This window comes from Geodermatophilus ruber, from assembly GCF_900114385.1.
GTDB classification, from domain to species: Bacteria; Actinomycetota; Actinomycetes; order Mycobacteriales; family Geodermatophilaceae; genus Geodermatophilus; species Geodermatophilus ruber.
Map to the genome: position 1 here is coordinate 17,698 of NZ_FOSW01000005.1, position 22,357 is coordinate 40,054.

General features: G+C 75.0%; 21 protein-coding genes. 14 read left to right on the forward strand and 7 right to left on the reverse strand.

What is annotated here, in order from left to right; translation table 11 throughout:
• Positions 1 to 10 precede the first annotated feature (10 nt).
• Genes BMZ50_RS09610 through BMZ50_RS09615 form a run of 3 tightly spaced genes read left to right on the forward strand, consistent with a single transcriptional unit; the run spans position 11 to position 1,188 of the window.
• On the forward strand, positions 11 to 610 hold the full coding sequence (locus BMZ50_RS09610) for a class I SAM-dependent methyltransferase (protein WP_091323679.1): 600 nt from the start codon (positions 11 to 13) through the stop codon (positions 608 to 610).
• Between the two features lie 10 nt (positions 611 to 620).
• The gene (locus BMZ50_RS25040; RefSeq protein ID WP_281245423.1) at positions 621 to 746 is read left to right on the forward strand and encodes a hypothetical protein; all 126 of its coding nucleotides are present in this window, start codon (positions 621 to 623) and stop codon (positions 744 to 746) included.
• Between the two features lie 10 nt (positions 747 to 756).
• On the forward strand, positions 757 to 1,188 hold the full coding sequence (locus BMZ50_RS09615) for a DUF1801 domain-containing protein (protein ID WP_091323681.1): 432 nt from the start codon (positions 757 to 759) through the stop codon (positions 1,186 to 1,188).
• A gap of 9 nt (positions 1,189 to 1,197) precedes the next feature.
• Here the strand turns inward: BMZ50_RS09615 and BMZ50_RS09620 are convergent, their stop codons facing one another.
• Both BMZ50_RS09620 and BMZ50_RS09625 read right to left on the reverse strand, forming a co-directional pair.
• Entirely contained in the window at positions 1,198 to 2,310 is a 1,113-nt protein-coding gene (locus BMZ50_RS09620) for a CapA family protein (RefSeq protein ID WP_091323683.1), read from the reverse strand.
• Positions 2,311 to 2,326: 16 nt separating this feature from the next.
• A complete protein-coding gene (locus BMZ50_RS09625; RefSeq protein ID WP_091323685.1) occupies positions 2,327 to 3,652 on the reverse strand; it encodes a phosphoribosyltransferase family protein in 1,326 nt (441 codons plus the stop codon).
• Positions 3,653 to 3,831: 179 nt separating this feature from the next.
• Here BMZ50_RS09625 and BMZ50_RS09630 point away from each other — a divergent pair, with 179 nt between their 5' ends.
• From BMZ50_RS09630 to BMZ50_RS09640, 3 genes are all read left to right on the forward strand, one after another.
• On the forward strand, positions 3,832 to 4,509 hold the full coding sequence (locus tag BMZ50_RS09630; protein ID WP_218146184.1) for a DUF2267 domain-containing protein: 678 nt from the start codon (positions 3,832 to 3,834) through the stop codon (positions 4,507 to 4,509).
• Between the two features lie 139 nt (positions 4,510 to 4,648).
• A complete protein-coding gene (locus BMZ50_RS09635; protein WP_091323688.1) occupies positions 4,649 to 4,855 on the forward strand; it encodes a three-helix bundle dimerization domain-containing protein in 207 nt (68 codons plus the stop codon).
• Between the two features lie 39 nt (positions 4,856 to 4,894).
• Positions 4,895 to 6,514, forward strand: a complete 1,620-nt coding sequence (locus tag BMZ50_RS09640) for an ABC-F family ATP-binding cassette domain-containing protein (protein ID WP_091323690.1) — start codon at positions 4,895 to 4,897, stop codon at positions 6,512 to 6,514.
• A gap of 19 nt (positions 6,515 to 6,533) precedes the next feature.
• Here BMZ50_RS09640 and BMZ50_RS09645 read toward each other — a convergent pair whose 3' ends face one another.
• Positions 6,534 to 7,256, reverse strand: coding sequence for a TetR/AcrR family transcriptional regulator C-terminal domain-containing protein (locus tag BMZ50_RS09645; RefSeq protein WP_091323692.1), 723 nt, complete (start codon positions 7,254 to 7,256; stop codon positions 6,534 to 6,536).
• Between the two features lie 122 nt (positions 7,257 to 7,378).
• Here BMZ50_RS09645 and BMZ50_RS09650 point away from each other — a divergent pair, with 122 nt between their 5' ends.
• Complete coding sequence (locus BMZ50_RS09650; protein ID WP_091323694.1) at positions 7,379 to 8,086, forward strand: DUF4386 domain-containing protein; 708 nt, start codon at positions 7,379 to 7,381, stop codon at positions 8,084 to 8,086.
• A 15-nt stretch (positions 8,087 to 8,101) separates the two neighbouring features.
• Here BMZ50_RS09650 and BMZ50_RS09655 read toward each other — a convergent pair whose 3' ends face one another.
• The gene (locus BMZ50_RS09655) at positions 8,102 to 9,328 is read right to left on the reverse strand and encodes an amino acid deaminase/aldolase (protein WP_091323697.1); all 1,227 of its coding nucleotides are present in this window, start codon (positions 9,326 to 9,328) and stop codon (positions 8,102 to 8,104) included.
• Between the two features lie 110 nt (positions 9,329 to 9,438).
• Here BMZ50_RS09655 and BMZ50_RS09660 point away from each other — a divergent pair, with 110 nt between their 5' ends.
• Positions 9,439 to 10,773 carry a D-arabinono-1,4-lactone oxidase gene (locus tag BMZ50_RS09660; RefSeq protein WP_245753514.1) on the forward strand — a complete coding sequence of 445 codons (1,335 nt, stop codon included), beginning with the start codon at positions 9,439 to 9,441 and terminating at the stop codon, positions 10,771 to 10,773.
• Here BMZ50_RS09660 and BMZ50_RS09665 read toward each other — a convergent pair.
• Together BMZ50_RS09665 and BMZ50_RS09670 are read right to left on the reverse strand one after the other, a co-directional pair.
• Positions 10,770 to 11,972, reverse strand: a complete 1,203-nt coding sequence (locus BMZ50_RS09665) for an MFS transporter (protein ID WP_091323700.1) — start codon at positions 11,970 to 11,972, stop codon at positions 10,770 to 10,772. The genes BMZ50_RS09660 and BMZ50_RS09665 overlap by 4 nt on opposite strands.
• Before the next feature lie 148 nt (positions 11,973 to 12,120).
• Positions 12,121 to 13,302: a zinc-dependent alcohol dehydrogenase gene (locus BMZ50_RS09670; RefSeq protein WP_091323702.1), complete on the reverse strand. Its 1,182-nt coding sequence runs from the start codon at positions 13,300 to 13,302 to the stop codon at positions 12,121 to 12,123.
• Positions 13,303 to 13,821: 519 nt separating this feature from the next.
• Between BMZ50_RS09670 and BMZ50_RS09675 the strand changes: the two genes are divergently transcribed.
• The gene (locus tag BMZ50_RS09675) at positions 13,822 to 14,766 is read left to right on the forward strand and encodes a M23 family metallopeptidase (protein ID WP_091323704.1); all 945 of its coding nucleotides are present in this window, start codon (positions 13,822 to 13,824) and stop codon (positions 14,764 to 14,766) included.
• Between the two features lie 145 nt (positions 14,767 to 14,911).
• Positions 14,912 to 15,877 (forward strand): cytochrome c oxidase assembly protein, encoded by a 966-nt coding sequence (locus BMZ50_RS09680; protein WP_091323707.1) that lies wholly within the window; start codon positions 14,912 to 14,914, stop codon positions 15,875 to 15,877.
• Between the two features lie 82 nt (positions 15,878 to 15,959).
• Here BMZ50_RS09680 and BMZ50_RS09685 read toward each other — a convergent pair whose 3' ends face one another.
• The gene (locus tag BMZ50_RS09685; RefSeq protein WP_091323709.1) at positions 15,960 to 17,510 is read right to left on the reverse strand and encodes an MFS transporter; all 1,551 of its coding nucleotides are present in this window, start codon (positions 17,508 to 17,510) and stop codon (positions 15,960 to 15,962) included.
• Between the two features lie 80 nt (positions 17,511 to 17,590).
• Between BMZ50_RS09685 and BMZ50_RS09690 the strand changes: the two genes are divergently transcribed.
• From BMZ50_RS09690 to serB, 4 genes are all read left to right on the forward strand, one after another.
• The gene (locus tag BMZ50_RS09690) at positions 17,591 to 18,094 is read left to right on the forward strand and encodes a metallophosphoesterase family protein (protein WP_091323711.1); all 504 of its coding nucleotides are present in this window, start codon (positions 17,591 to 17,593) and stop codon (positions 18,092 to 18,094) included.
• Between the two features lie 25 nt (positions 18,095 to 18,119).
• Positions 18,120 to 18,986 carry a putative RNA methyltransferase gene (locus tag BMZ50_RS09695; RefSeq protein WP_091323713.1) on the forward strand — a complete coding sequence of 289 codons (867 nt, stop codon included), beginning with the start codon at positions 18,120 to 18,122 and terminating at the stop codon, positions 18,984 to 18,986.
• 116 nt (positions 18,987 to 19,102) lie between these two features.
• The gene (ctaD, locus tag BMZ50_RS09700) at positions 19,103 to 20,854 is read left to right on the forward strand and encodes an aa3-type cytochrome oxidase subunit I (RefSeq protein WP_091323715.1); all 1,752 of its coding nucleotides are present in this window, start codon (positions 19,103 to 19,105) and stop codon (positions 20,852 to 20,854) included.
• 151 nt (positions 20,855 to 21,005) lie between these two features.
• Positions 21,006 to 22,286, forward strand: coding sequence for a phosphoserine phosphatase SerB (gene serB, locus BMZ50_RS09705; protein ID WP_091323717.1), 1,281 nt, complete (start codon positions 21,006 to 21,008; stop codon positions 22,284 to 22,286).
• The last annotated feature ends 71 nt before the right edge of the window (positions 22,287 to 22,357 follow it).

Consider the following 22,357-nt stretch of genomic DNA (forward strand, 5'->3'; position numbering starts at 1 on the left):
GACTGCCCGGATGCGGGCAGCGGACTGGGACGCGCGGTACGCCGAGCAGCGGCAGTGGTCGGCCGAGCCGAACGCGCTCGTGGCGGAACTGCTCGCCGATCTCCCGCCGGGGCGGGCGGTCGATCTCGCCGCCGGGGAGGGGCGGCATGCGCTGTGGCTGGCCGCGCGCGGCTGGCAGGTCAGCGCGGTGGACTTCGCCGCCACCGGCCTCGCTCGCGGGCAGGAGCGACCCGGCGCCGAGCGGGTGAGCTGGGTGACCGCCGACGTCCTGGACTGGGCGGCGCCCCCCGGCTCGCTGGACCTGGTCCTGGTCGCCTACCTGCACCTGCCGGAGCCCGACACCACCGCGCTGCTGCGCCGCGCCGTGGGCTGGCTGCGCCCGGGCGGGCGGCTGCTCGTCCTCGGCCACGACGTGGACAACGTCGCGCACGGTGTCGGGGGCCCGCAGGAGCCGGCGATCCTGCACAGCGTCGACCGGCTGGCCCCGGTCGCCGAGCTGCTCGACGTCGACCGGCTCGCGCAGGTGCGCCGCGAGATCCCCGCGGGTACCGCCCTGGACACGCTCCTGTGGGGGCGGCGGAGCGCGGAGCGTGTCGCCCCCCGCCGGTAGCCTCCGCGGCGTGATGGGGATGGGCGGTGCCGGAGGGCGGGACGCGGAGCGTCGGCGGCGGCTGGTCGCGGCGGTCGTCGTCCTGGCGATGCTGTTGGTCGCGGGGGCCACCGTGCTGTCCCTGGCGCTGGGCTGAGGAGGCAGCGGTGAGCGGGTCCGGGGAGGTCGAGGCCTGGTTCGCCGCGGCCGGGGCGCGCGCGGAGGAGCTGCGCCGGGTCGACGCGCTGGTCATGACCGCGGCACCCGGCATCGACCGGCAGCTGGTCCCCGTCGGCGCGCAGCACATGCTCGGCTACGGCCTGATGCCCTACCGGCCGAAGTCGGCGAAGGAGACCACGACCTGGCCGCTGATCGCGCTCGCGGCGCAGAAGCGGCACCTCTCCCTCTACGTCTGCGCGGTCGTCGACGGGCAGTACCTCGCGGAGGCGCGCGCCGAGCAGCTCGGCAAGGTCTCCTGCGGCCGCAGCTGCATCCGGTTCACCTCGCTGGACAAGGTCGACCAGGCGGCGCTGGAGGCGCTGGTGCGTGACGCGCGTACCGCCACCGACGCCGGCCGGAACGGCTACTCCGCGGCCTGAGCCGCGCCCTCACCGGGCGAGCAGGACGAGGCTGCCGTCCGCCGCCGGCTCGATGGCCGACGCCGATCCCGCGCTGATCCGGGTCAGCGTCGCGGCCAGCCAGCCGACGTCCTCCGCGGCGGCCGGTTCCAGCCGGAGCCGCCGCGCCTGCAGGGGCACCATCCGCAGCCCGGCCAGGCACCCGGAGTCCGCGTCAACGGTGACGAACCAGGCCAGCCGGAGGTCGTCGCGGTACTGCTCGCGCCCGCCGATGCCCTCGTAGTCGTCGACGAGGTCGCCGCACCCGTAGAGGACCAGCCGGTCGCGGTAGACCTCGATCGGGCGCGGGTGGTGCGAGGAGTGGCCGTGCACGACGTCCACCCCGCCGTCGACCAGCCGGTGGGCGAAGCGCACCTGCTCCTCGGGCACCGGCCAGCCCCAGTTCGACCCCCAGTGCAGCGACGCCACCACGACGTCCCCCGGCCGGCGCAGGCCGCGCACCCGCTCGGCCAGCGCGTCGGCCGCGGCATCGGTGAGGGCCGGGAGGTAGGCGACCCCCGGCCGGTGCGGGCCGGCCGCCCAGTGCGGAGGGATCCCGCTGGAGGGCGAGCCGGCGGCGACCAGCAGCACCCTCCGGTTCCCGCCGGCCGGCAGCACCACCGGCCGCTCCGCCGCCGCGGCGTCCCGGCCCGCCCCGGGGCCCCGCAGCCCGGCTCCCTCGAGCACCTCCAGGGTCTCGAGCAGGCCGCGGACGCCCAGGTCCAGGACGTGGTTGTTCGCCAGGACGCAGGCGTCGGGGCGGGCCACGGTCAGGGCGGCGAGGTTGGCCGGGTGCATCCGGTAGTGGACCGCCTTGCCCGGCGCGAAGTCGTCGCTGCGGGTCACGCTCGTCTCGAGGTTGACGATCCGGACGTCGGGCGCCGCGGCGTCGAGCACCCGCAGCGCCTCGCCCCACGGCCAGGACGGCGCGACCGGGCGGGGGACCGGGCCGTGCACCTCCTCGGCCAGGCGCACGTAGGCGCGGGCGTCGCGGACGGAGCGCTCGTGCAGCCGCGGGTCACCGGGGTGCGGCAGCACCTGGTCCACGCCGCGGCCGAGCATCACGTCGCCGCAGAGGAACAGCGTCACCGGTCCCGCGGCCACGGCGCGCTCCCGACCCCTACCCGCTGGGCTGGGGCGTGCGCGCCAGGTGGGCGACGAACCAGTCGCGGGCGAGCGCGGCCGCCTGCTCCAGCGCGCCCGGCTCCTCGAACAGGTGGGTCGCCCCCGGCACGACGGCGATCTCGTTCTCGCCCCGCAGCCGCGCCTGCGCCCACTGGTTGAGCTCGAGCACCTGGGCGTCGCGGCCGCCCACGATCAGCAGCGTCGGGGCGCGGACCTCGCCCAGCCGTGCCGCGGCCAGGTCGGGTCGCCCACCGCGGGACACCACCGCCGCGACGTCGGCGGAGGGCTCGGCCGCGGCCCACAGCGCGGCGGCGGCCCCCGTGCTGGCGCCGAACCAGCCCATCGGCAGGGTGCGGTGGGCGGGGAGCTCCCGCAGCCAGGCCGACACCTCGGCCAGCCGGCCGGCCAGCAGCTCGATGTCGAAGACGTGGGCGCGGTGCGCCTCCTCGGCCGGCGTCAGCAGGTCGAACAGCAGCGTTCCCAGGCCGGCCTGCTGGAGGACCTCGGCGACGTACCGGTTCCGCGGGCTGTACCGGCTGCTGCCGCTGCCGTGGACGAAGACCACGAGCCCGCGCGCCTCCGGGGGCACCGCGAGGAAGCCGGCCAGCCGCCCGCCGCCGGCCGGCACCGTCACCTCCTCGTCGCGCGGCGGAGGCTCCCCGGCCGGGGCCCGTTCCGCCGGTCGCGGCGTGTGCGCCAGGATGTCGACGACCTCCTCGTCCTCCGTGGCCCGGAAGTCCTCGTAGAACTGCCCGACGGCCGCGAACAGGCGCGGGAGCTCCAGCGCGACCACCTCGTCGATCTCGGTCTCGGCCGCGAGCGCGCGGGCGCTGTCGGGGGCGCACACCGGCGTGGCCAGGACGACGCGGGTCGCGCCCTGCGCGCGGGCGACGGCGCACGCGGCGCGCGCCGTGGAACCGGTCGCGATCCCGTCGTCGACGATCAGGGCCGTCCGGCCGGTCAGCGGCACGCGGGTGCGGTCGCCCCGGAAGCGGAGCGCCCGGCGCTCGAGCTCGGCGCGCTCCCGCTGCTCGGCCGAGGTGATCTCGTCGTCGTCGATCCCGGCCATGCGCAGCACGCGCTGGTTGAGCACGGTGACCCCACCCTCACCGACGGCGCCCATGGCCAGCTCGGGCTGGAAGGGCGCGCCCAGCTTGCGGACGACGATGACGTCCAGCGGCGCATCCAGGGCCCGGGCCACCTCGGCCGCCACCGGCACCCCGCCGCGGGGCAGCCCCAGCACGACGACGTCCGTTGCGCGCAGCGGCTCCAGCCGCCGGCCGAGCTGCCGACCGGCGTCCGTGCGGTCGAGAAAGGGCACCGCGCACACCTCCCGTCCGGCGCGGCCGCAGCGGTCGGCCGGTGGTCTCCTCGGATGGTCGGCCCTGTCCTCCCGTACCGACAGGGGCCCTGGGCCCCGGCGCGGGCCGTTCGGCCCTGACCGGGGGCCGGCGTCGCGGAGCAGCCTGGCTGCGCGGAAGCACGTCTCCGGAGGCCGCCATGACGATGACCGCTCGGCGTTCCTCCGACCCGCTCGCGCACGGCGTGCAGACCGCCCAGCTCTGGCTGCGCACGGTGGCCATCCACCTGGGCACCGAGGACGAGCAGTTCGCCTACCGGGTGCTGCGGGCCTGGCTGCACCGGGTCCGTGACCGGCTCGGCATCGACGTCGCGGCGCACTTCTCCGCCCAGCTGCCGCTGGTGCTCCGCGGGTTGTTCTTCGAGGGCTGGGTGCCGCACCAGGTGCCGGTGCGCTACGACCCCGGCCGGTTCACCGCCGCGCTGGCCCAGGAGGCGCTCATCCCGGAGCCGCGCGCGCGGACGGCGGCGGCGCAGGTGACGGCGGCGTTCGAGGAGCTGACCTCCACCGACCAGATCGACCACCTGGTCGCCCAGCTGCCCGCCGGGCTGCGTGACGTGCTCCGGCCCGTCCCGCCTCCGCGCGGGTCGACGGAGGGGGAGCCGCCGGACCGGCCCGCCGGGGAGGCGGCGGGCGGCGGGTCGGCCGAGGCCCGGCTCGCGGCCGTGGAGCGGGAGCTCCGGGTGCTCGCCGACGCGCTGCGCGCGCTGGTCGACGGCCTGGAGGAGCGGCCGTCCGACGAGCCGCGGCCACCGGCCGTGGCGCAGGTGGCCCGCCGGATGCACCAGATCCTGCTGAGCCGGGACACGGGCAGCTGACCCCGCCGCCGGCGGCCTCGATGACCTAGGTCCCTGGCGCCGTCGGCCACTGCCGGGAACGGTGGAGAAGCCACGGCCGGGGCCGTCCCCGGTTCTTCCCTCCCGCACCCCGGGATGCCGCCACGAAGGGGCCCACCGCATGACGAGCACCGTGCCCGTTACCGACGACCCGGCCGTCGACCAGGCCGTCGCCCGGCTCGCCGACGAGTTCCACGCCCGGCTGCGGCCACAGGTGATCGGCACCGTCGTGCGCAACTGCCGCCGGGACCTGAGCGGGGTCCCGGTCACGGCACTGCCGGAACTGGTCGAGCGCCTGGCGCGGGAGCGGCTGCTGTCGGTCGGCTGACCGCCGAAACCCGGTTGCCCCGGCCCGGAGGATGTCCGGGTGGGCTATGTCGACGTGACCGGGGTCCGGCACACCCTCCCCGACGGGCGGGTCCTCCTCGACGAGGTCTCCTTCCGCGTCGGCGAGGGCGCCCGCGCGGCGCTGGTCGGGGAGAACGGCGCCGGCAAGACGACGCTGCTGCGGATCGTCGCCGGCGACCTGTCCCCGGAGGCGGGCACGGTCGCGCGCAGCGGCGGGCTCGGCGTGATGCGCCAGTTCATCGGCTCGGTGCGTGACGGCACCACCGTCCAGCGGTTCCTGGTCGACCTGGCCCCGCCCGCCGTCCGGGCCGCGTGGGAGGCCGTCGAGGCCGCCGAGCTGACCCTCATGGAGACCGACGACGACGCCGCGCAGCTCGCCTACGCCCACGCGCTCGGCCAGTGGGGTGACGTCGGCGGCTACGAAGCCGAGGTGGTCTGGGACACCGTGACCGTCGCCGCGCTCGGCGCCCCCTACGACCGGTGCAAGTACCGGGACCTGGCCACGCTCTCGGGCGGGGAGCAGAAACGGCTGGCGCTCGAGGCCCTGCTGCAGGGGCCCGACCAGGTGCTGCTGCTCGACGAACCGGACAACTACCTCGACGTCCCCGGCAAGCGCTGGCTGGAGCAGCGGCTGCGGGAGACCCGCAAGACGGTGCTGTTCGTCAGCCACGACCGGGAGCTGCTGGCCCGGGTGGCCGATCGGGTGGTCACCGTCGAGGGTGGGACGGCGTGGGTGCACGGCGGCGGGTTCGCCGGCTACGCCGAGGCGCGGCGGACCCGGCACGAGCGGCTGGCCGAGGTGCGCCGGCGCTGGGAGGAGGAGCACCAGCGGCTGGTCGACCTGGTGCGCACCCTGCAGCAGCAGGCGGCCAACTCGCCGGACATGGCCTCCCGCTACCGGGCGATGCAGACCCGGCTGGCCAAGTTCGAGGCGGCGGGCCCGCCCCCGGACCGCCCGCCGGAGCAGGAGGTCGCGATGCGGCTGCGCGGCGGGCGCACCGGGGTGCGGGCGGTGATGGCCGAGCAGCTGGAGCTCTCCGGGCTGATGCGGCCCTTCGACCTGGAGGTCTGGTACGGCGACCGGGTGGGCGTGCTGGGCGCCAACGGCGCGGGCAAGTCCCACTTCCTGCGGCTGCTCGCGGGGCAGGAGGTGGCGCACACCGGCTCCTGGCGGCTGGGCGCGCGCGTCGTCCCCGGCTTCTTCGCCCAGACCCACGCCCACCCGGACTGGCAGGAGCGCACCCTCGTCGACCTGCTGTGGCACGGGGAGCCGGGCCGCTCGGGCGTCGACCGCGGCCGGGCGATGGCCGCGCTGCGCCGCTACGGCCTGGCCGACTCCGGCGACCAGCTGTTCGGCACCCTCTCCGGCGGGCAGCAGGCGCGGTTCCAGATCCTCCTGCTGGAGCTGTCCGGCGCCACGTTGCTGCTGCTCGACGAGCCGACCGACAACCTCGACGTGCTGTCGGCGGAGTCCCTGGAGGAGGCGCTGGCCGCCTTCGACGGCACGGTGCTGGCCGTCACCCACGACCGCTGGTTCGCCCGCTCCTTCGACCGGTTCCTGGTCTTCGGCGCGGACGGCCGGGTGTACGAGACGACCGAGGCGGTGTTCGACGAGGCCCGCGTGGAGCGCGCACGCTGATCTCCCGGCGGCCCCTTGATCAGCGGGAGGGCTCGCGGCGGGAGCTCCAGCCCTCCCGCCGGAGTCGCTCGAACCCGTCCAGGAGGACGTCGAGCGCGAACTCGTACTCGAACTGCTCGTCGCAGCCCCGTCCGACGCCGGCCGGGTCGCCGGCGGTGGCGGCCAGGGCGATCTCCAGGATGTGGGGATAGCGCTCCGCGAACTCGCGGGCCACGGCCTCCTGCGCCTCCGGGGTGGGGCCGGGCGCGTCGTCGTCCCGCGGTTCGTCGAACAGCTCGGGGCTGAAGCCCCAGATGCGGTTGCCCAGGGCGTGCATGACGTGGTGGGTCAGGTCGGCGGTGAAGCCCCCGGCGTGGAACATGCCGGCCAGGGAATCCATGTACCCGAGCACCGCCGGCGTCCTGCGGGTGCGGGATTCGATCGCCTGCCGCGCCCAGGGGTGACGCAGCACCGCTCGGCGCGCCGAGAGCAGGCGCTTCCGGACCGCGCTCTGCCAGTTCACGTCCGAGGCCGGGAGGGGCGGGTCGATCTCGCCGAGGACGAGGTCGACCATGCCGTCGAGCAGCTCGTCCTTGTCCGCGACGTGCTTGTACAGCGCCATGGGGACGACGCCGAGGTGCTGCGCCAGCCTGCGCATGCTGACCGCGCCGATCCCGGCCTCGTCGGCCAGCGCGACCGCGGCGCGCAGCACCCGCTCCCTGCTCAGGGGGGTGCGGCGTGGCGGCTCCGCCTGCTGAGCCATCGGTGACCCCTCCCGGCGTGGCACGAGGCCCGCGGGCCTTGACGAGGTGGACAGCGTACACCTACGGTCTCGACATCTGGTGTACGCCGTACACCTGCCTTCCGGAGAGGTGGCCTGCAGCCATGGGTTCGACGAGAGCGGCCGCGGTCGCGGCGGGTGTGTTCTTCCTGGTCGCGGCGGTCACCGCGATCGTCGCGCTGGCGCTCTACCAGCCGCTGCTCGGCGACCCGGGCTACGTTCTCGGCTCCGGTGCGGACACGCAGGTGCTGGTGGGTGGGTTCCTGGAGTTGGTCCTCGCCGTCTCCTGCATCGGCACCGCGGTCACGCTGTACCCGGTGGTCAAGCGGCAGGACCACGGCGTCGCCCTCGGCTACGTCTGCGGCCGCCTGCTCGAGGCCGCGATCATCGTCGTCGGCATCCTGAGCGTCCTGTCGGTGGTGACGCTGCGCCGGAGCTCCGGGGGAGCACCCGGCACGGACGACGACGCGCTCGTCGCCGCGGGGAGGTCGCTCGTCGCCCTGCACGACTGGTCGTTCCTGCTCGGGCCGGGCCTGGTCATCGGCCTCAACAGCCTGCTGCTGGCCTGGCTGATGCACCGGTCGCGGCTCGTGCCCCGCTGGATCGCCGGGATCGGGCTCGTCGGAGGCCCCCTCGTCCTCCTCTCGTCGACCGCGATCATGTTCGGCCTCTACGACCAGGTCTCCTCGCTCGGCATGCTGGCCGCGCTGCCCGTGTTCGCCTGGGAGATGAGCCTGGCCGGCTACCTCATCGTCAAGGGGTTCAGGCCGTCGCCCGTCGCCGTGCATCCGGCGCAGCCGATCCCGGCCTGAGCCGCGGCGGCGTCCTCAGCCGAAGGCGCGGCCCTCGCCCCGGTAGGTCTGGGCCGTGCCGGTGCGCACCGTCCCGGCCACGGTGTGCAGGACGGTGACGTGCTCGCACAGCTCCCCGGCCTTGGGGTGCCGGAACCACACCCGGTCGCCCACGGCCAGCCGGTGCGCGGCGGGGCCGCGCAGCGGGGTCTGCACCTCGCCCGCGCCCTCGGTGCCCAGCAGGCGCAGCCCTGCAGGGAACACCGGCCGCGGCAGCCGGTCGTCGCCGGGCGGGCCGGAGGCGATCCACCCGCCGTGGGCGACGGTCGCGGTGCCCGGTGCCGGCACCCGGGTCACCGGGAGCGCGAACAACGCGGCCGGGCGCCCGGCGACGGCGCGGTACCCGTCGAACAGCGCCGGGTGGTACAGGCCGGAGCCCGCGGCCAGCTCGGTCACCGACGGGTCGGCCGCGGTGCGCTCGAGGCTGCCGGTGCCGCCGCCGTTGACGAACTCCAGCGGCGCCACCGCGGAGACCGCCGCCACCACCGCGGCCCGCCGGCCGGCCAGCTCCCGCGCCGAGAGCGCCTGCATCCCCCGCACCGCCAGGCCGCGCGCCGGCCGCCGGGGTGGCGCGTCCGGCACCCCGGCGATCTGCGCCTCGTAGGACATCAGGCCGACGAGGGTGAACCCGGGGCGGGCGACCACCGTGCGGGCCAGCGCGGCGGCCTCGGCCGGCTCGTGCACGGGGGAGCGGTGCACGCCCAGGTGCACCCGGCCGCCGGCGACCCGCAGCGAGGCGTCGACGTCCAGGCAGATCCGCACCGGCGCTCGCCGGCCCGGCGGCACCACGGCGTCGACGATGTCGAGCTGCGCGGGGGAGTCGACCATCAGCGTCACCCGGGCGACGGCCGCCTCGTCGGCGACCAGCGCGCGCAGCGCCCCGCGGTCGGTGGTCGGGTAGCCGACGACGACGTCGTGGCTGACCGGGTCGTCGCCGGCGGCCAGCCACAGCGCCTCGGCGAGGGAGTAGGCGAGCACGCCGGCGAAGCCCGGGCGGGCCAGCACCCGGCGCAGCACAGGCCGGCTGCGCACCGACTTGCTGCCCACCCGGACCGGCTTGCCCCCCGCCCGGCGCACGAGGTCGGCGGCGTTGGCGTCCAGGGCGTCGAGGTCCACGACGGCGAAGGGTGGGTCGAGGTCGGCCGTCGCCCGGTCCAGGCGGGCCCGGGCGGCCTCGGCGGAGCGAGCGGAGGCACGGCTCACCCGGCGAGCGTGGCCGTCCGGCAGCGGAGGGTCAACCCCCTGACCCGGCGGTTGACCTGCACTGTCGCCCCGATGCAGAGTGCGCGTCACCGGCCAGGGAGGTGGAGCGGGTGGCGGCTGACACGGCTCTGCCCGGCGCTCCCACGCGCTGGCGCAACTGGAGCGGCAACCAGCGGGCCGACGTGGCCGCGGTGCGCCCCTCCTCGGTCGACGACGTCGCTGCCGTCCTCTGCTCCGCCGCGGAGGCGGGACGGCGGGTACGGCCGATCGGCAGCGGCCACTCGTTCTCCGCCATCGGCCGGCCCGAGGACGTCCAGCTGCTCCTCGACGAGCTGCGCGCCGTCACGGTCGGCGCCGACGGGCGGGTCACCGTCGGCGCCGGGACGCCGCTGTACCGCCTCACCGCCGAGCTGTGCCGGCGCGGCTGGGCGCTGACCAACCTCGGCGACATCGACCGGCAGACCGTCGCCGGCGCCCTGGCCACCGGCACGCACGGCACCGGCGCCCGGTTCGGCGGGCTGGCCACCCAGGTGCGCGCGCTGCAGCTGGTGACACCGGCGGGGGAGGTGCTGCACTGCGACGCCGCCACCCACCCCGAGGTCTTCGCCGCCGCCCGCGTGGGGCTGGGCGCCCTCGGCGTGGTGACGGCGGTGACCCTGCAGGCCGAACCGGCGTTCGCGCTGCACGCGGTCGAGGGCCCGGGCACGCTCACCGCGGCGCTCGAGCAGTTCGAGGCGCTGATGACCTCCACCGACCACGTGGAGTTCTACTGGTTCCCGCACACCGACGCGACGCTGCTGAAGTGCCACACCCGGATGCCGCTCGCGGACGGGCTCGATCCCCTGCCCCGCTGGCGGGCGGTGTGGGACGACGAGATCCTCGCCAACGGCGCCTTCGCCGGGGTGGTCGCCGCCGGCCGGCGGGTGCCGGCGCTGGTCCCGCCGCTGGCCCGCTTCTCCGCGCGGGCGCTCGGCCCGCGCAGCTGGACCGACCACTCCCACCGGGTCTTCGTGAGCCGCCGGCGGGTGCGGTTCCTCGAGATGGAGTACGCCGTCGCACGCGGCGACGCCCCGGCGGTCCTCGCCGAGCTGCGCCGGGTGCACGAGGCCGGGGACTGGCGCACCGCGTTCCCCGTGGAGGTCCGGCTGGCCGCCGCCGACGACATCCCGCTGTCGACGGCGTCCGGCCGCGACACCGCCTACATCGCCGCCCACGTGCCGGCCGGCACCGACCCCGGTCCCTGGTTCGGCGCGCTGGAGGCGATCGCCGGGGAGGTCGGTGGCCGGCCGCACTGGGGCAAGCTGCACGGTCTGGACGCCGCGGTGCTGCGGCAGCGCTACGCGCGGTTCGACGAGTTCCTCGCCGTCCGCGACCGGCTGGACCCCGACGGGGTGCTGGCCAACGCCCACCTCGACCGGGTGCTGGGCCCCGCTCCCGGCCGCTAGACCGCCGTGCCGACCGGCTCGACGGCCGCCGGAGGGCCGGCCGCGGTCGCGTCGTCCGCCCGCCGGCCCGCCGCCCGGGCGAGGACGGCGATCCCGGCGCCGAGCACGGCCAGGACCGCGCCCACCCACATCGGGGCGGTGTAGCCGAGGCCCGCGGAGAGGACCAGCGCGCCGAGCGCGGCGCCGAGGGCGTTGGCGACGTTGAACGCGCCCTGGTTGGCCGCCGAGACCAGGCTGCCGCCGCGCACCCGCGCCGCCTCGATGACGCCGTTCTGCACCACCGGCCCGATCGCGAACCCGACGGTGCCGAACAGCACCAGGAGCGCGACCGCCGCGACCGGGGTGCGGGCGAGGAAGGCGAACGCCACCAGGATGACGGCCTGCGCGACCATCCCGACCGCGACGAACGACATCCCGTACCGGTCGCCGATGCGGCCGCCGGCGAGCGTGCCGACGGTGGTGCCGATGCCGAAGAGCGCCAGCACCGGCGTGACCCAGGGGGTGGGGATGCCGCCGAGCTCGGTGAGGATCGGGCTGACGTAGCTGTAGACGGCGAACATCGCGGCGAACCCGATCATGGTCACGCCGAGCACGAGCCACACCTGGCTGCGGCGGAAGGCGGCGAGCTCGGCGCGCAGGTCGCCGCGCTCACCGACATCCCGGGGGAGCCAGGCCAGCAGGCCGGCGATCGTCACCAGCCCGATGACGGCGATCCCGCCGAGGACCAGCCGCCAGCTGCTCTGCTGGGCGACGTAGGTGCCCAGCGGCACGCCGATCACGTTGGCGACCGTGAGGCCGACGATCATCAGCGAGATCGCCCGGGTGGCCCGGTCCGGGGTGACCAGCCGGCGCGCGGCCACCGCGCCGACGCCGAAGAAGGAGCCGTGGGCCAGCGCGGTGAGCACGCGGGCGGCGGCGAGCGTCTCGTAGGTGGGGGCCAGCGCGGACAGCGCGTTGCCCACGACGAAGACCACCATGAGCGCGATCAGCGTCTGTCGCGGGGCGAAGCGCACGCCCAGGGCGGTCAGGGTGGGAGCCCCGAGGACGACACCGATGGCGTAGGCCGAGATGAGCATGCCCACGGCGGAGACCGAGACGCCCAGGTCGTCGGCGACCTCGGGCAGCATGCCCATGACGACGAACTCAGTGGTCCCGATCCCGAAGGCGCCGATGGCGAGGGCGAGCAGGGCGCGGGGCACGGGAGCGGCTCCAAGGCTGGACGGCAGGGACGGTGCGGCGGACGTCGTCGTCCTGCCAGGGGCCGGGAGCGACCCCTTCCGGAGCCAAGGCGGCGCCCCGGGCAGACATGCCCGGGGCGCCGGGTGGGTCTCCTCACACGGTGCGGGTTCAGGGCTTCAGGAGCACCTTGACCGTGCCGTCCTTCTTCTCCCGGAAGTTGGCGTAGGCCTCCGGTGCCTGCTCGAGGGGCACCCGGTGGGTCGCGAAGTCGTCGACGCCCAGGGGGTCGCCCTCGGTGAGCAGCGGCAGGATGTCGGGCGCCCAGTGCCACACGTTGGCCTGCCCCATCCGCAGCTGGATCTGCTTGTCGAACATCCGCATGAGCGGCAGCGGGTCGGTCGCCCCGCCGTAGACGCCCGACAGCGAGATCGTGCCGCCGCGGCGCACCGCCTCGATGGCGGTGTTGAGCGCGGCCAGCCGGTCGATGCCGGCCACCTGCATGACCTTCTCCATGATCGCGTCGGGCACGATCGCGGTGGCCTTCTGCGCGAGCTCGGCCAGCGGCGAGCCGTGCGCCTCCATGCCCACGGCGTCGATCACGGCATCCGGGCCCCGACCGTCGGTGAGGTCGCGCACCTGCGCGACGACGTCCTCCTGCTTCGTCGACTCGATCACCGTCACGCCGTTGCTCCGGGCTCGGGCGATGCGTTCCGGGACGACGTCGGAGGCGATGACCTGCCCGGCGCCCAGGTGCTTCGCGACGCGGGTCGCCATGTCGCCGATGGGGCCGAGGCCCAGGACCAGCACGCTGCCGCCGTCCGGGATGCCGGCGTACTGCACCGCCTGCCAGGCGGTGGGCAGCACGTCGGAGAGGTAGACGAAGCGGTCATCGGGCAGGCCGTCGGGCACCTTGATCGGCAGCGTGTTGCCGAACGGCACCCGCAGGTACTCTGCCTGCCCCCCGGGCACCTGCCCGTAGAGCTTCGTGTAGCCGAACAACGAGGCGCCGAAGCCCTGCTCGCGATTCTGCGTCGTCTCGCACTGCGACTGCAGGCCCTGGGAGCACATCCAGCAGGTGCCGCAGGAGATGTTGAAGGGCACGACGACCCGGTCCCCGGGCCGGACGGCGGTCACCTCGGAGCCGACCTCGCGGACGATGCCCATGGGTTCGTGGCCCATCACATCGCCGACGGTCATGAACGGCGCCATCACCTCGATGAGGTGGAGGTCGGAGCCGCAGATGCCGCTCGAGGTGACCTCGATGACGACGTCGGTGGGCTCCTTGATCGTGGGGTCGGGCACGGTGTCGACGCGGACGTCGGCTCGGCCGTGCCAGGTCACTGCGCGCATGGGCGGGTACTCCTCGGATCGACGCCGAAGGGCTTCGGCAGGGCCCTTCTGCCCTGAATGAGCCGTATCGCGCCGCTTTCCCCTGGGGCCCGGCGAGTCGCTCACGCTCCGTCATGCCAGATACACGGACAGGCGAATGACATCGATGAGGCTTAGTGGCATGTGCCACAAAACTGCAGGTGAATACCCGGTTTCGCGAATCACGAACCGATAACTGCGTGTTTACATGGGTCCCGCTCGCCCGTCGGGCACCGCACGACGTCCCTGTCCCCTCCGGAAGCCAGGTGCATGACTTCGCTCCAGCACGACCGTCGCCTCGACGAGGGGTCGGCGCCCGACGAGGGCTCCGTCCCCCCTGTCGACACGGCTCGGGTCCCCTCCGCGCAGCGGACTCCGGACCCGGCGCAGGCGACGTCGCTCAGGACCATCCCGACGCAGCGCACCGGGGAAGCGCCGGCGTCCGGAACCCGTAGCAACCCGCTCTCGACGGGCGCCAGGGTGCTGGCGAGGAGCCGGCGGATGGTGACCGCCACGGCCGCCGCCGCGCGCGCCGCCGGCCGGGGCCGGCCGCGACCGGCCGAGGAGCTGGCCGAGGTCACCGACCTCGCCGGCCTCACCGGGCAGGCCGAGGCCGCCGCGCTCGCCGGAATCGAGGGACTGCCCGAGGGGCGCACCGCCCACGCTCGGCCGGCTCCCGGGAGCGGGGGCGCGCCGGGGGCCCGGCACGGGCTGCGGCGCCGCCGCCCCGTCCCGCCGCCGGCGTCCCGCCGGCCGGCGATGTACCTGGCCGCCGCCCTCGTCGGCGCGGTCGGCCTGGGCCTGGTCACCACCGACGACCGCGTCGCCCAGGCCGACTCCACCGAGGCGGGGAGCCACTCGGTGAGCGTCGCCCAGGAGCTCGGCCTCGACGGCGGCTCCCAGGCCGCCGCCATCGAGTCCGACGCGGCCGCGCGGCTCGGGGAGATGACCGCCAGCCGCACCGCGCGGGAGGCCGAGCAGGCCGCCGCGGCACAGGTCCAGGCCGAGGCCGACCGGCTGGCCGCGGAGGCGGCCGCGGAGGCCGCGCGTCCCGACGCCGTGCTGCCGGTCGCCGGCGCCCGGCTGACCAGCGGCTTCGGTCTTCGCTGGGGCACCATGCACTCCGGCATCGACCTCGCCGCGCCGATGCGCACGCCCGAGTACGCCGCCATGGACGGGATCGTCCTCGAGGCCGGCCCGGCCAGCGGCTACGGCCTGGCGGTGTACCTCCAGCACGAGAACGGCGACGTCACCGTCTACGGGCACATGGACGAGATTCTCGTCCAGCCCGGCCAGGTGGTCCGGGCCGGCGACACCATCGCGCTGCTGGGCAACCGCGGCCAGTCCACCGGCCCGCACCTGCACTTCGAGGTGCACGTCGGCGGTCTCAACGGGCAGAAGATCGACCCGCTCCCGTGGCTGCGGGAGCGCGGCGTCGCCATCTGAGGCGCCCCTTCCCGCTCCGACGCCCCCCGCCCGGTCCGATCCGGGCGGGGGGCGTCGTGCGTCGGAGGCCCCCCGCTGGGGGCGTGCCGGGGCCGGTTGGTGGGACAGTGGGAGCGCACTGGGAGCGCGCGGCAGGAGGTCGTCGGTGGAGCACGGTTCGCACTCGGGCATGTGGGTGCCCGCGGAGCCGCCGACCTGGGGGCGGATGTTCCTGCCCCACCTGGACGCGTGGTCGGTCCTCGCCGTGCTGAGCCTGCTGGGCGTCCTCGGCTACCTGGTGGCGCTGATCCGGCTGCGCCGCTCGGGCGTCACCTGGCCGTGGTGGCGGACGGCGTCGTGGATCGCCGGCTGCCTCTCGCTGTTCGCCGTCACCGGCACCTGGCTCAACGGCTACAGCATGGTGCTGTTCAGCGTCCACATGGCCCAGCACATGGTGCTGTCGATGGTCGTGCCGCTGCTGCTGCTCGTCGGCGCCCCGGTGACGCTCGCGCTGCGCACCCTGCCCCGCGGCAGGGGAGTGGCCGGCGTTCCCCGGGCGCTGCTGCTCGACGCGCTGCACAGCCGGGTCGCCCGGTTCCTCGCGCACCCGGCCTTCACGCTGCCGCTGTTCCTGGCCAGCCTCTACGGCGTCTACTTCACGCCGATCTTCGACGCGCTGATGGCCGACCCGTTCGGCCACCAGTTCATGCTGGCCCACTTCACGGTCACCGGGCTGCTGTTCTTCGGCCCGATCCTCGCCCAGGACCCGTGGCCTCGGACGGCCGGCCACGGCGGCCGGATGCTGGAGCTGCTCATCCCCATGCCGCTGCACGCCTTCTTCGGCGTCGCGGTCATGATGGCCGGCTCCCTCGTGGTGGAGACCTTCGCGCACCCGCCGGCCGGCTGGGGGGTCGACGTCCTGGCCGACCAGAAGACCGCCGGCAGCATCGCCTGGTCCTTCGGCGAGCTGCCGACGGTCTTCGTGATGGCCGTCGTGCTGTTCTCGTGGATGGGCTCCGAGGGTCGCAAGGCCGCCCGGCTCGACCGGGCCGCGGCACGCACCGAGGACGCGGAGCTCGCGGCCTACAACGAGCGCCTCAAGGCCCTGGCGGCCCGGTCGGCGGGCAGCTGAGCGGTGACATCGTCGTCCCGTCGGACGGCACCGCGGCCGGGTGCGGTCCCTGCGACCGGTCCACGCCGCGGGGCCGAGTGGATCAGCCCATGTGGGCCATGGCCTCGCCCTCTGCGGGCAGGTCGTCCTTGGTGGCCTTGATGAGCACCGCGGCGACCAGCGCACCGAGGACCAGCAGCGCCGCTGCCCAGGTGAAGGCGGTCGTGTAGCCCTCCACCTGCGCCCGGAGGGCGACGATCGGGTCCTGCGGGTTCTCCCCGGAGGTCGCGACGTCGGTGAAGTAGTCGGTGATCGCCCCGACCGACAGGGTGGCCAGCAGCGCGGTGCCGATCGAGGCGCCGACCTGCTGGGTGGCGTTCAGCATCGCGCTGGCCGCGCCCGCGTCGTGGGCGCCGGCGCCCACGAGTGCGAGGTTGGACAGCGGCACGAACGTGAAGCCGAGCCCCAGGCCCAGGAGCAGCTGCCCGGGGAAGGCCAGCTCCCAGAAGCCGCTGTCGACGTCCAGGAACGACATGACGAACAGCCCGCCCGCCGCAAGGAAGCCGCCGAGCACGATCAGCGGCTTGGGGCCGACCCTGGTCACCAGCGCGCTGGCGGCGCCGGCCGAGATCAGCACGCCGAGCGTGGTGGGCAGCGAGGCGAGGCCGGCCTGCACCGGCTCGTAGCCGAGCACCTGCTGGAAGTACAGGCTCAGGAAGAAGAAGGCCCCGATCAGCCCGGCGCCCACCAGCGTCGAGGTCAGGTAGGCCCCACCCCGGTTGCGGTCGAGCACGATCCGCATCGGCAGCAGCGGGTTGCGGGTCCGCAGCTCCAGGACGACGAAGGCGACGACCAGCAGGACGCCGACGCCGATGAAGGTCAGCGCCAGCGGCTCGGTCCAGCCGCTGTCCCCGCTGCCCCCGGGCGCCGTGTTCTCCTGCGAGGCCTCGGCCACCCGGGTGAAGCCGTAGACGACCGAGGCGATGCCGGCGGTGATGAGCACCGCGCCGGGGATGTCGTAGCTGGTGTCCCCGGGAGCCTTGCTCTCCGGCACGATGGGGATGGCCGCCAGGATGGCGACGATGGCCACGGGCAGGTTCACCCAGAAGCACCAGCGCCAGTCGGCGTACTCGGTGAGCACCCCGCCCAGCAGCAGCCCGACGGCCGAGCCGCCGCCGGCGATCGCGCCGTAGACCGCGAAGGCCTTGGCGCGCTCCTTGGCGTCGGTGAACAGGACGGTGAGCAGGGCGAGGGAGGCCGGGGCGAGCAGCGCGCCGAAGGCGCCCTGCAGGGCCCGGGCGGCGAAGAGCATGCCCTCGTCGGACGCGATGCCGCCCAGGGCCGAGGCGAGGGCGAAGCCGGCGGCACCGACGAGGTAGGTGCGCTTGCGGCCCCAGAAGTCGGCGATCCGGCCGCCCAGGAGCAGGAAGCCGCCGAAGGTCAGCGTGTACGCGGTGACGATCCACTGCTGGGACGCGGCCGAGATCCCCAGGTCGCTGGAGACGGCCGGCAGCGCGATGTTGACGACCGTCGCGTCGAGGATGACCAGCAGGACGGTGACGGCGATGACCGCCAGCGCCAGCCACCGCCTCGGGTACGGCTCCTCGCCGAGATGGCCGGGTCCGCCGGCGAGCAGGGACGTGCGGTCTGTCATGGGTGTCCTCGGGGGAGTCGTGCGGAGAAGTGCCCGGTCCTCGGGCGAGAGGCAAGGTAGCCGCCTGAGAGCATTCCCAGGTGCCCTTTTCCCTGGTGTTCACCTCGGACACGCACGTTCCGAAGCGGGCACGTGACCTACCTCATGCGCTGTGGTCGGCGATCGACGCCGCGGACGTCGTCGTGCACGCCGGGGACTGGGTCGACGTCGCCCTGCTCGACCGGATCGAGCAGCGGGCCCGGCGGCTGGTCGCGGTGTACGGCAACAACGACCACGGGCGGCTGCGCGAGCGGCTGCCGGAGGTGGCCCGGGCGGAGCTGGAGGGCCTCCGCGTCGCCGTCGTCCACGAGACGGGGGACCGGAAGGGCCGGGAGGCGCGCTGCGCGGTCCGCTTCCCCGACGCCGACCTGCTGGTGTTCGGGCACAGCCACATCCCCTGGGACACCACGGCCGGGACCGGGCTGCGGCTGCTCAACCCGGGCTCACCGACCGACCGGCGCCGGCAGCCGCACGGCACGTTCGTCACCGCGGTCGCCGCCGACGGCGCGCTGCACGACGTGACCTTCCACCCCGTCCCCCGGTGAGGCGGGGGAGGATCGGGCCCGCCCGATGAGCACCCGCCGCCCCTGGCCCGCGCGGGCCCTCGCCCTGCTCGCCTGCCCGGTGTGCGGGGCGGCGCTCGACGCCGCCCCCGGCGACGCGGGCCTGCGCTGCCCGACGGGGCACGCCTTCGACCGGGCCCGGCAGGGGCAGGTCACCCTGCTGCCGCCCGGGCACGTCGCGCCGTCGGGGGACTCGGCGGCGATGGTCGCCGACCGGGTGCTCTTCCTGGGCGCGGGGCACTACGCGGGCATCACCCGCGCCCTGGGTGACGCCGTCCTCGCGGAGGACGGTGACCCGCCCGGCACCCTGCTCGACCTCGGCGGGGGCACCGGGCACCACCTCGCGGCGGTCCTCGACCGCCTGCCGGACGCCGTCGGCCTCGTCCTGGACTCCTCCCGCTACGCGGCGCGGCGGGCGGCGGGAGCACACCCGCGGGCGGTGTCGGTCGTCGCCGACGCCTGGGCGCGGCTGCCCGTCCGCGACGGGACCCTGGACCGGGTGCTGGTGGTCTTCGCCCCGCGGAACGGTCCGGAGATCGCCCGGGTGCTGCGCCCCGGCGGCCGGCTGGTCGTGGTGACACCGGCCGCCGACCACCTCGCCGAGCTGATCGCGCCGCTCGGCCTGCTGCAGGTCGACCCGGACAAGGCCCGCCGGCTGGCCGCCACCCTCGAGCCGCACCTGCGGCCGGCCTCGGCCACCGGGCACCGGGAGCGGCTGCTGCTGGACCGGGCGGCGATCACCACGCTGGTCGGGATGGGCCCGCACGCCCGGCACCTGAGCCCGCAGGCGCTGGCCGCGGCGGTGGCGGGGCTGCCCGAGCCCACGGCGGTGACGGTCTCGGTCGACGTCACCAGCTGGACGCCGGCCGGCTGAACCCCCCGGTCGCGCGCCCGGCGCGGCGACCGAGCGGTCACGGTTCGCCCGCAGCGGCCCGGCGCGCCCGCACCGGCGGCGAGAGGTCACCCCGCGCCACCGTCTAAGCTGCGGCCGTGACGATCGCACCGGCGCCGATCGTGAGCCGGCCGAACCCGGCTCACGAGGTCGAGAAGGGCTCGCGGCTCTCCAACCTGCTGCGGACCACCGACCACAAGACCATCGGCCTCATGTACCTGGCCACCTCGTTCGCATGGTTCATGCTCGGGGGGCTGATGGCCATGCTCATGCGTGGCGAGCTGGCCCAGCCGGGCCTGCAGTTCCTCTCGCCCGAGCAGTACAACCAGCTGTTCACCATGCACGGCACGGTGATGCTGCTGTTCTTCGCGACGCCGCTGTTCTTCGCGTTCGCGAACCTGATCATGCCGCTGCAGATCGGCGCGCCCGACGTCGCGTTCCCGCGGCTCAACGCCTTCTCGTACTGGCTGTTCCTCTTCGGCAGCACCCTGGCCGTGGCCGGCTTCCTCACCCCCGGTGGTGCTGCGGACTTCGGCTGGTTCGCCTACACCCCGCTGAGCGACGTGACCAACACCCCGGGGGCCGGTGCCGACCTGTGGATCGCCGGTCTGGCGGTCAGCGGTCTGGGCACGATCCTCGGTGGCGTCAACTTCATCGCCACGATCGTCTGCCTGCGGGCGCCTGGCATGACGCTGTTCCGGATGCCGATCTTCACCTGGAACGCGCTGGTCACCAGCATGCTGATCCTGCTGGCCTTCCCGATCCTCACCGCGGCGCTGTTCGCCCTGCTCGCCGACCGGCAGCTGGGGGCGCTCGTCTACTCGGAGGAGAACGGGGGCGCCATGCTGTGGCAGCACCTGTTCTGGTTCTTCGGGCACCCCGAGGTCTACATCATCGCGCTGCCGTTCTTCGGCATCGTCACCGAGATCATCCCGGTCTTCGCCCGCAAGCCGCTGTTCGGCTACAAGGGCATGGTCTTCGCGACCCTGGGGATCGGGTTCCTCTCGCTGACCGTGTGGGCGCACCACATGTACGCCACCGGCGCGGTGCTCCTGCCCTTCTTCGCCTTCCTCACCTACCTGATCGCGGTGCCGACCGGCATCAAGTTCTTCAACTGGATCGGCTCGATGTGGCGGGGTCAGATGACCTTCGAGACGCCGATGCTGTTCTCGATCGGGTTCATGATCACCTTCCTCCTCGGTGGTCTGACCGGTGTGCTGCTGGCCAGCCCGCCGCTGGACTGGCACGTCTCCGACTCCTACTTCGTGGTCGCGCACTTCCACTACGTGGTCTTCGGCACCGTGGTGTTCGCCGCCTACGCCGGCATCTACTTCTGGTTCCCGAAGATGTGCGGCCGGATGATGGACGAGCGGCTGGGCAAGCTGCACTTCTGGCTGACCTTCATCGGCTTCCACGGCACGTTCCTGGTGCAGCACTGGCTGGGCAGCGAGGGCATGCCGCGCCGGTACGTCAACTACCTGGCCAGCGACGGGTTCACCACGCTGAACGTGGTCTCCACCATCGGCTCGTTCGTGCTCGGCGCCTCGACCATCCCGTTCCTCTACAACGTGGCGAAGTCCTGGCGGCACGGGAAGCTCGCCCTGCGCGACGACCCGTGGGGCCACGGCAACTCCCTGGAGTGGGCGACCTCCTCCCCGCCGCCGCGGCACAACTTCGTGGAGATCCCCAAGATCCGCTCCGAGCGTCCGGCCTTCGAGGCGCACTACCCGCACCTCCTCGAGCGGCTGCAGCGCGAGGCGCACGCCGGGAAGAAGCACCAGCCCTACGCCGACCAGATCGTCGGCGGGAGCGGTCCGCGGCAGGGTCCCCGCGACCCCGACGCCACCTGAGAATGGACCCCCTCCTCCCCACCCCGCGCTAGCTCGGGGTGGGCCCCGGGAGGGGGCCGCCTGCGACGCCCCGTCGGCCCTCGGCCGGCGGGGCGTCGCCGTTCCCGGGCCGGTGCGCCGGCCCGCGGCAGCGGTGGGGGACGATGGCTGCGTGCCGCTCGACCCCGCCCCCCGCACGCCGTCGGATCCCGCCGCGCCGCATCCCGCCCCGCAGGGCCCGCGGGCCCTGCTCACCGTCACCGGGGCCGACCATCCGGGGGTCACCGCCCGGCTGTTCACCGCGCTCGCCGAGGCCGGCGACGAGAAGCGGGCCGTCGAGGTGCGCGACGTCGAGCAGGTCGTCGTCCACGGGCAGCTGGTGCTGGGGGTCGTGGTCGGCGTCGTGCCGGTCGCCGACGCCCCGCCGGTGGAGGAGGCGGCCTTCCTCGCCGGCCTCGAGCGGCTGGCGGCGGAGGTGGGCCCGGCCACGGGCGTGCACGTGCAGGTGGAGTCCCTGGCCGGCGACGGCCCCGGCGTCGTGCCCGCCGGCCGGCCGCACCACGTCATCGTGCTCGGCCGGCCCGTGCCGCCCGAGGCGGTGGCCGGGGCCGCGTCGGCGATCGCCGGGCTGGGCGCCAACATCGACGCCATCCGCCGGCTGTCGGACTACCCGGTGACCAGCTTCGAGCTCACCGTCTCCGGCGCCGAGGCCACCGCGCTGCGCACCGCGCTCGCGTCGGTCGCGGCGGCCACCGGCGCCGACATCGCCGTGGAACAGGTCGGGCTGGCCCGGCGCAGCAAGCGGCTGATCGTGCTCGACGTGGACTCCACGCTGGTGCGCGGCGAGGTGATCGACGAGCTCGCGGCCCGGGCCGGGCGGGCCGCCGAGGTCGCCCGGATCACGGCGGCGGCGATGAACGGGGAGCTGGACTTCGCCCAGTCGCTGCGCGCGCGGGTGGCAGCGCTGGCGGGGCTGCCGGTCGAGGTGCTCGACGAGGTGCGCGAGCACCTGGTGCTCACCCCGGGTGCGCGCACACTCATCCGCACGCTCAAGCGGCTGGGGTTCCGCTGCGGGATCGTCAGCGGCGGGTTCACCCAGATCACCGACCCGCTCGCCGAGCAGCTCGGCCTGGACTTCGCCGCGGCCAACACCCTCGAGGTCGCCGACGGCCGGCTGACCGGCGGCCTGGTGGGGGAGATCGTGGACCGCGCGGGGAAGGCCCGCGCCCTGGCCCGGTTCGCCGCGGAGTACGGGATCCCGCTGGAGCAGACGGTCGCGGTCGGCGACGGCGCCAACGACCTCGACATGCTCAACGCAGCCGGGCTGGGCATCGCCTTCAACGCCAAGCCCTACGTCCGCGAGCAGGCGCACACCGCGCTCAACCAGCCCTACCTGGACGCCGTCCTGCAGGTGCTCGGCTTCACCCGCGACGAGGTCCTCGACGCGGTGTGACCTGTCGTCCGCCCGGACGACACCGCGGCCAGGACCGTCGGGTGGCGTCCCCGGCTGCGGGGCTCCGGCAG

Bases quoted from the DNA above. Each gene is read 5' to 3' on its own strand.
- BMZ50_RS09610 (WP_091323679.1), top strand. From the start codon at position 11: ATGCGGGCAGCGGACTGGGACGCGCGGTACGCCGAGCAGCGGCAGTGG.
- BMZ50_RS09630 (WP_218146184.1), top strand. From the start codon at position 3,832: ATGACGATGACCGCTCGGCGTTCCTCCGACCCGCTCGCGCACGGCGTG.
- BMZ50_RS09635 (WP_091323688.1), top strand. From the start codon at position 4,649: ATGACGAGCACCGTGCCCGTTACCGACGACCCGGCCGTCGACCAGGCC.
- BMZ50_RS09645 (WP_091323692.1), bottom strand. From the start codon at position 7,256: ATGGCTCAGCAGGCGGAGCCGCCACGCCGCACCCCCCTGAGCAGGGAG.
- BMZ50_RS09650 (WP_091323694.1), top strand. From the start codon at position 7,379: ATGGGTTCGACGAGAGCGGCCGCGGTCGCGGCGGGTGTGTTCTTCCTG.
- BMZ50_RS09670 (WP_091323702.1), bottom strand. From the start codon at position 13,302: ATGCGCGCAGTGACCTGGCACGGCCGAGCCGACGTCCGCGTCGACACC.
- BMZ50_RS09675 (WP_091323704.1), top strand. From the start codon at position 13,822: ATGGTGACCGCCACGGCCGCCGCCGCGCGCGCCGCCGGCCGGGGCCGG.
- BMZ50_RS09685 (WP_091323709.1), bottom strand. From the start codon at position 17,510: ATGACAGACCGCACGTCCCTGCTCGCCGGCGGACCCGGCCATCTCGGC.
- BMZ50_RS09695 (WP_091323713.1), top strand. From the start codon at position 18,120: ATGAGCACCCGCCGCCCCTGGCCCGCGCGGGCCCTCGCCCTGCTCGCC.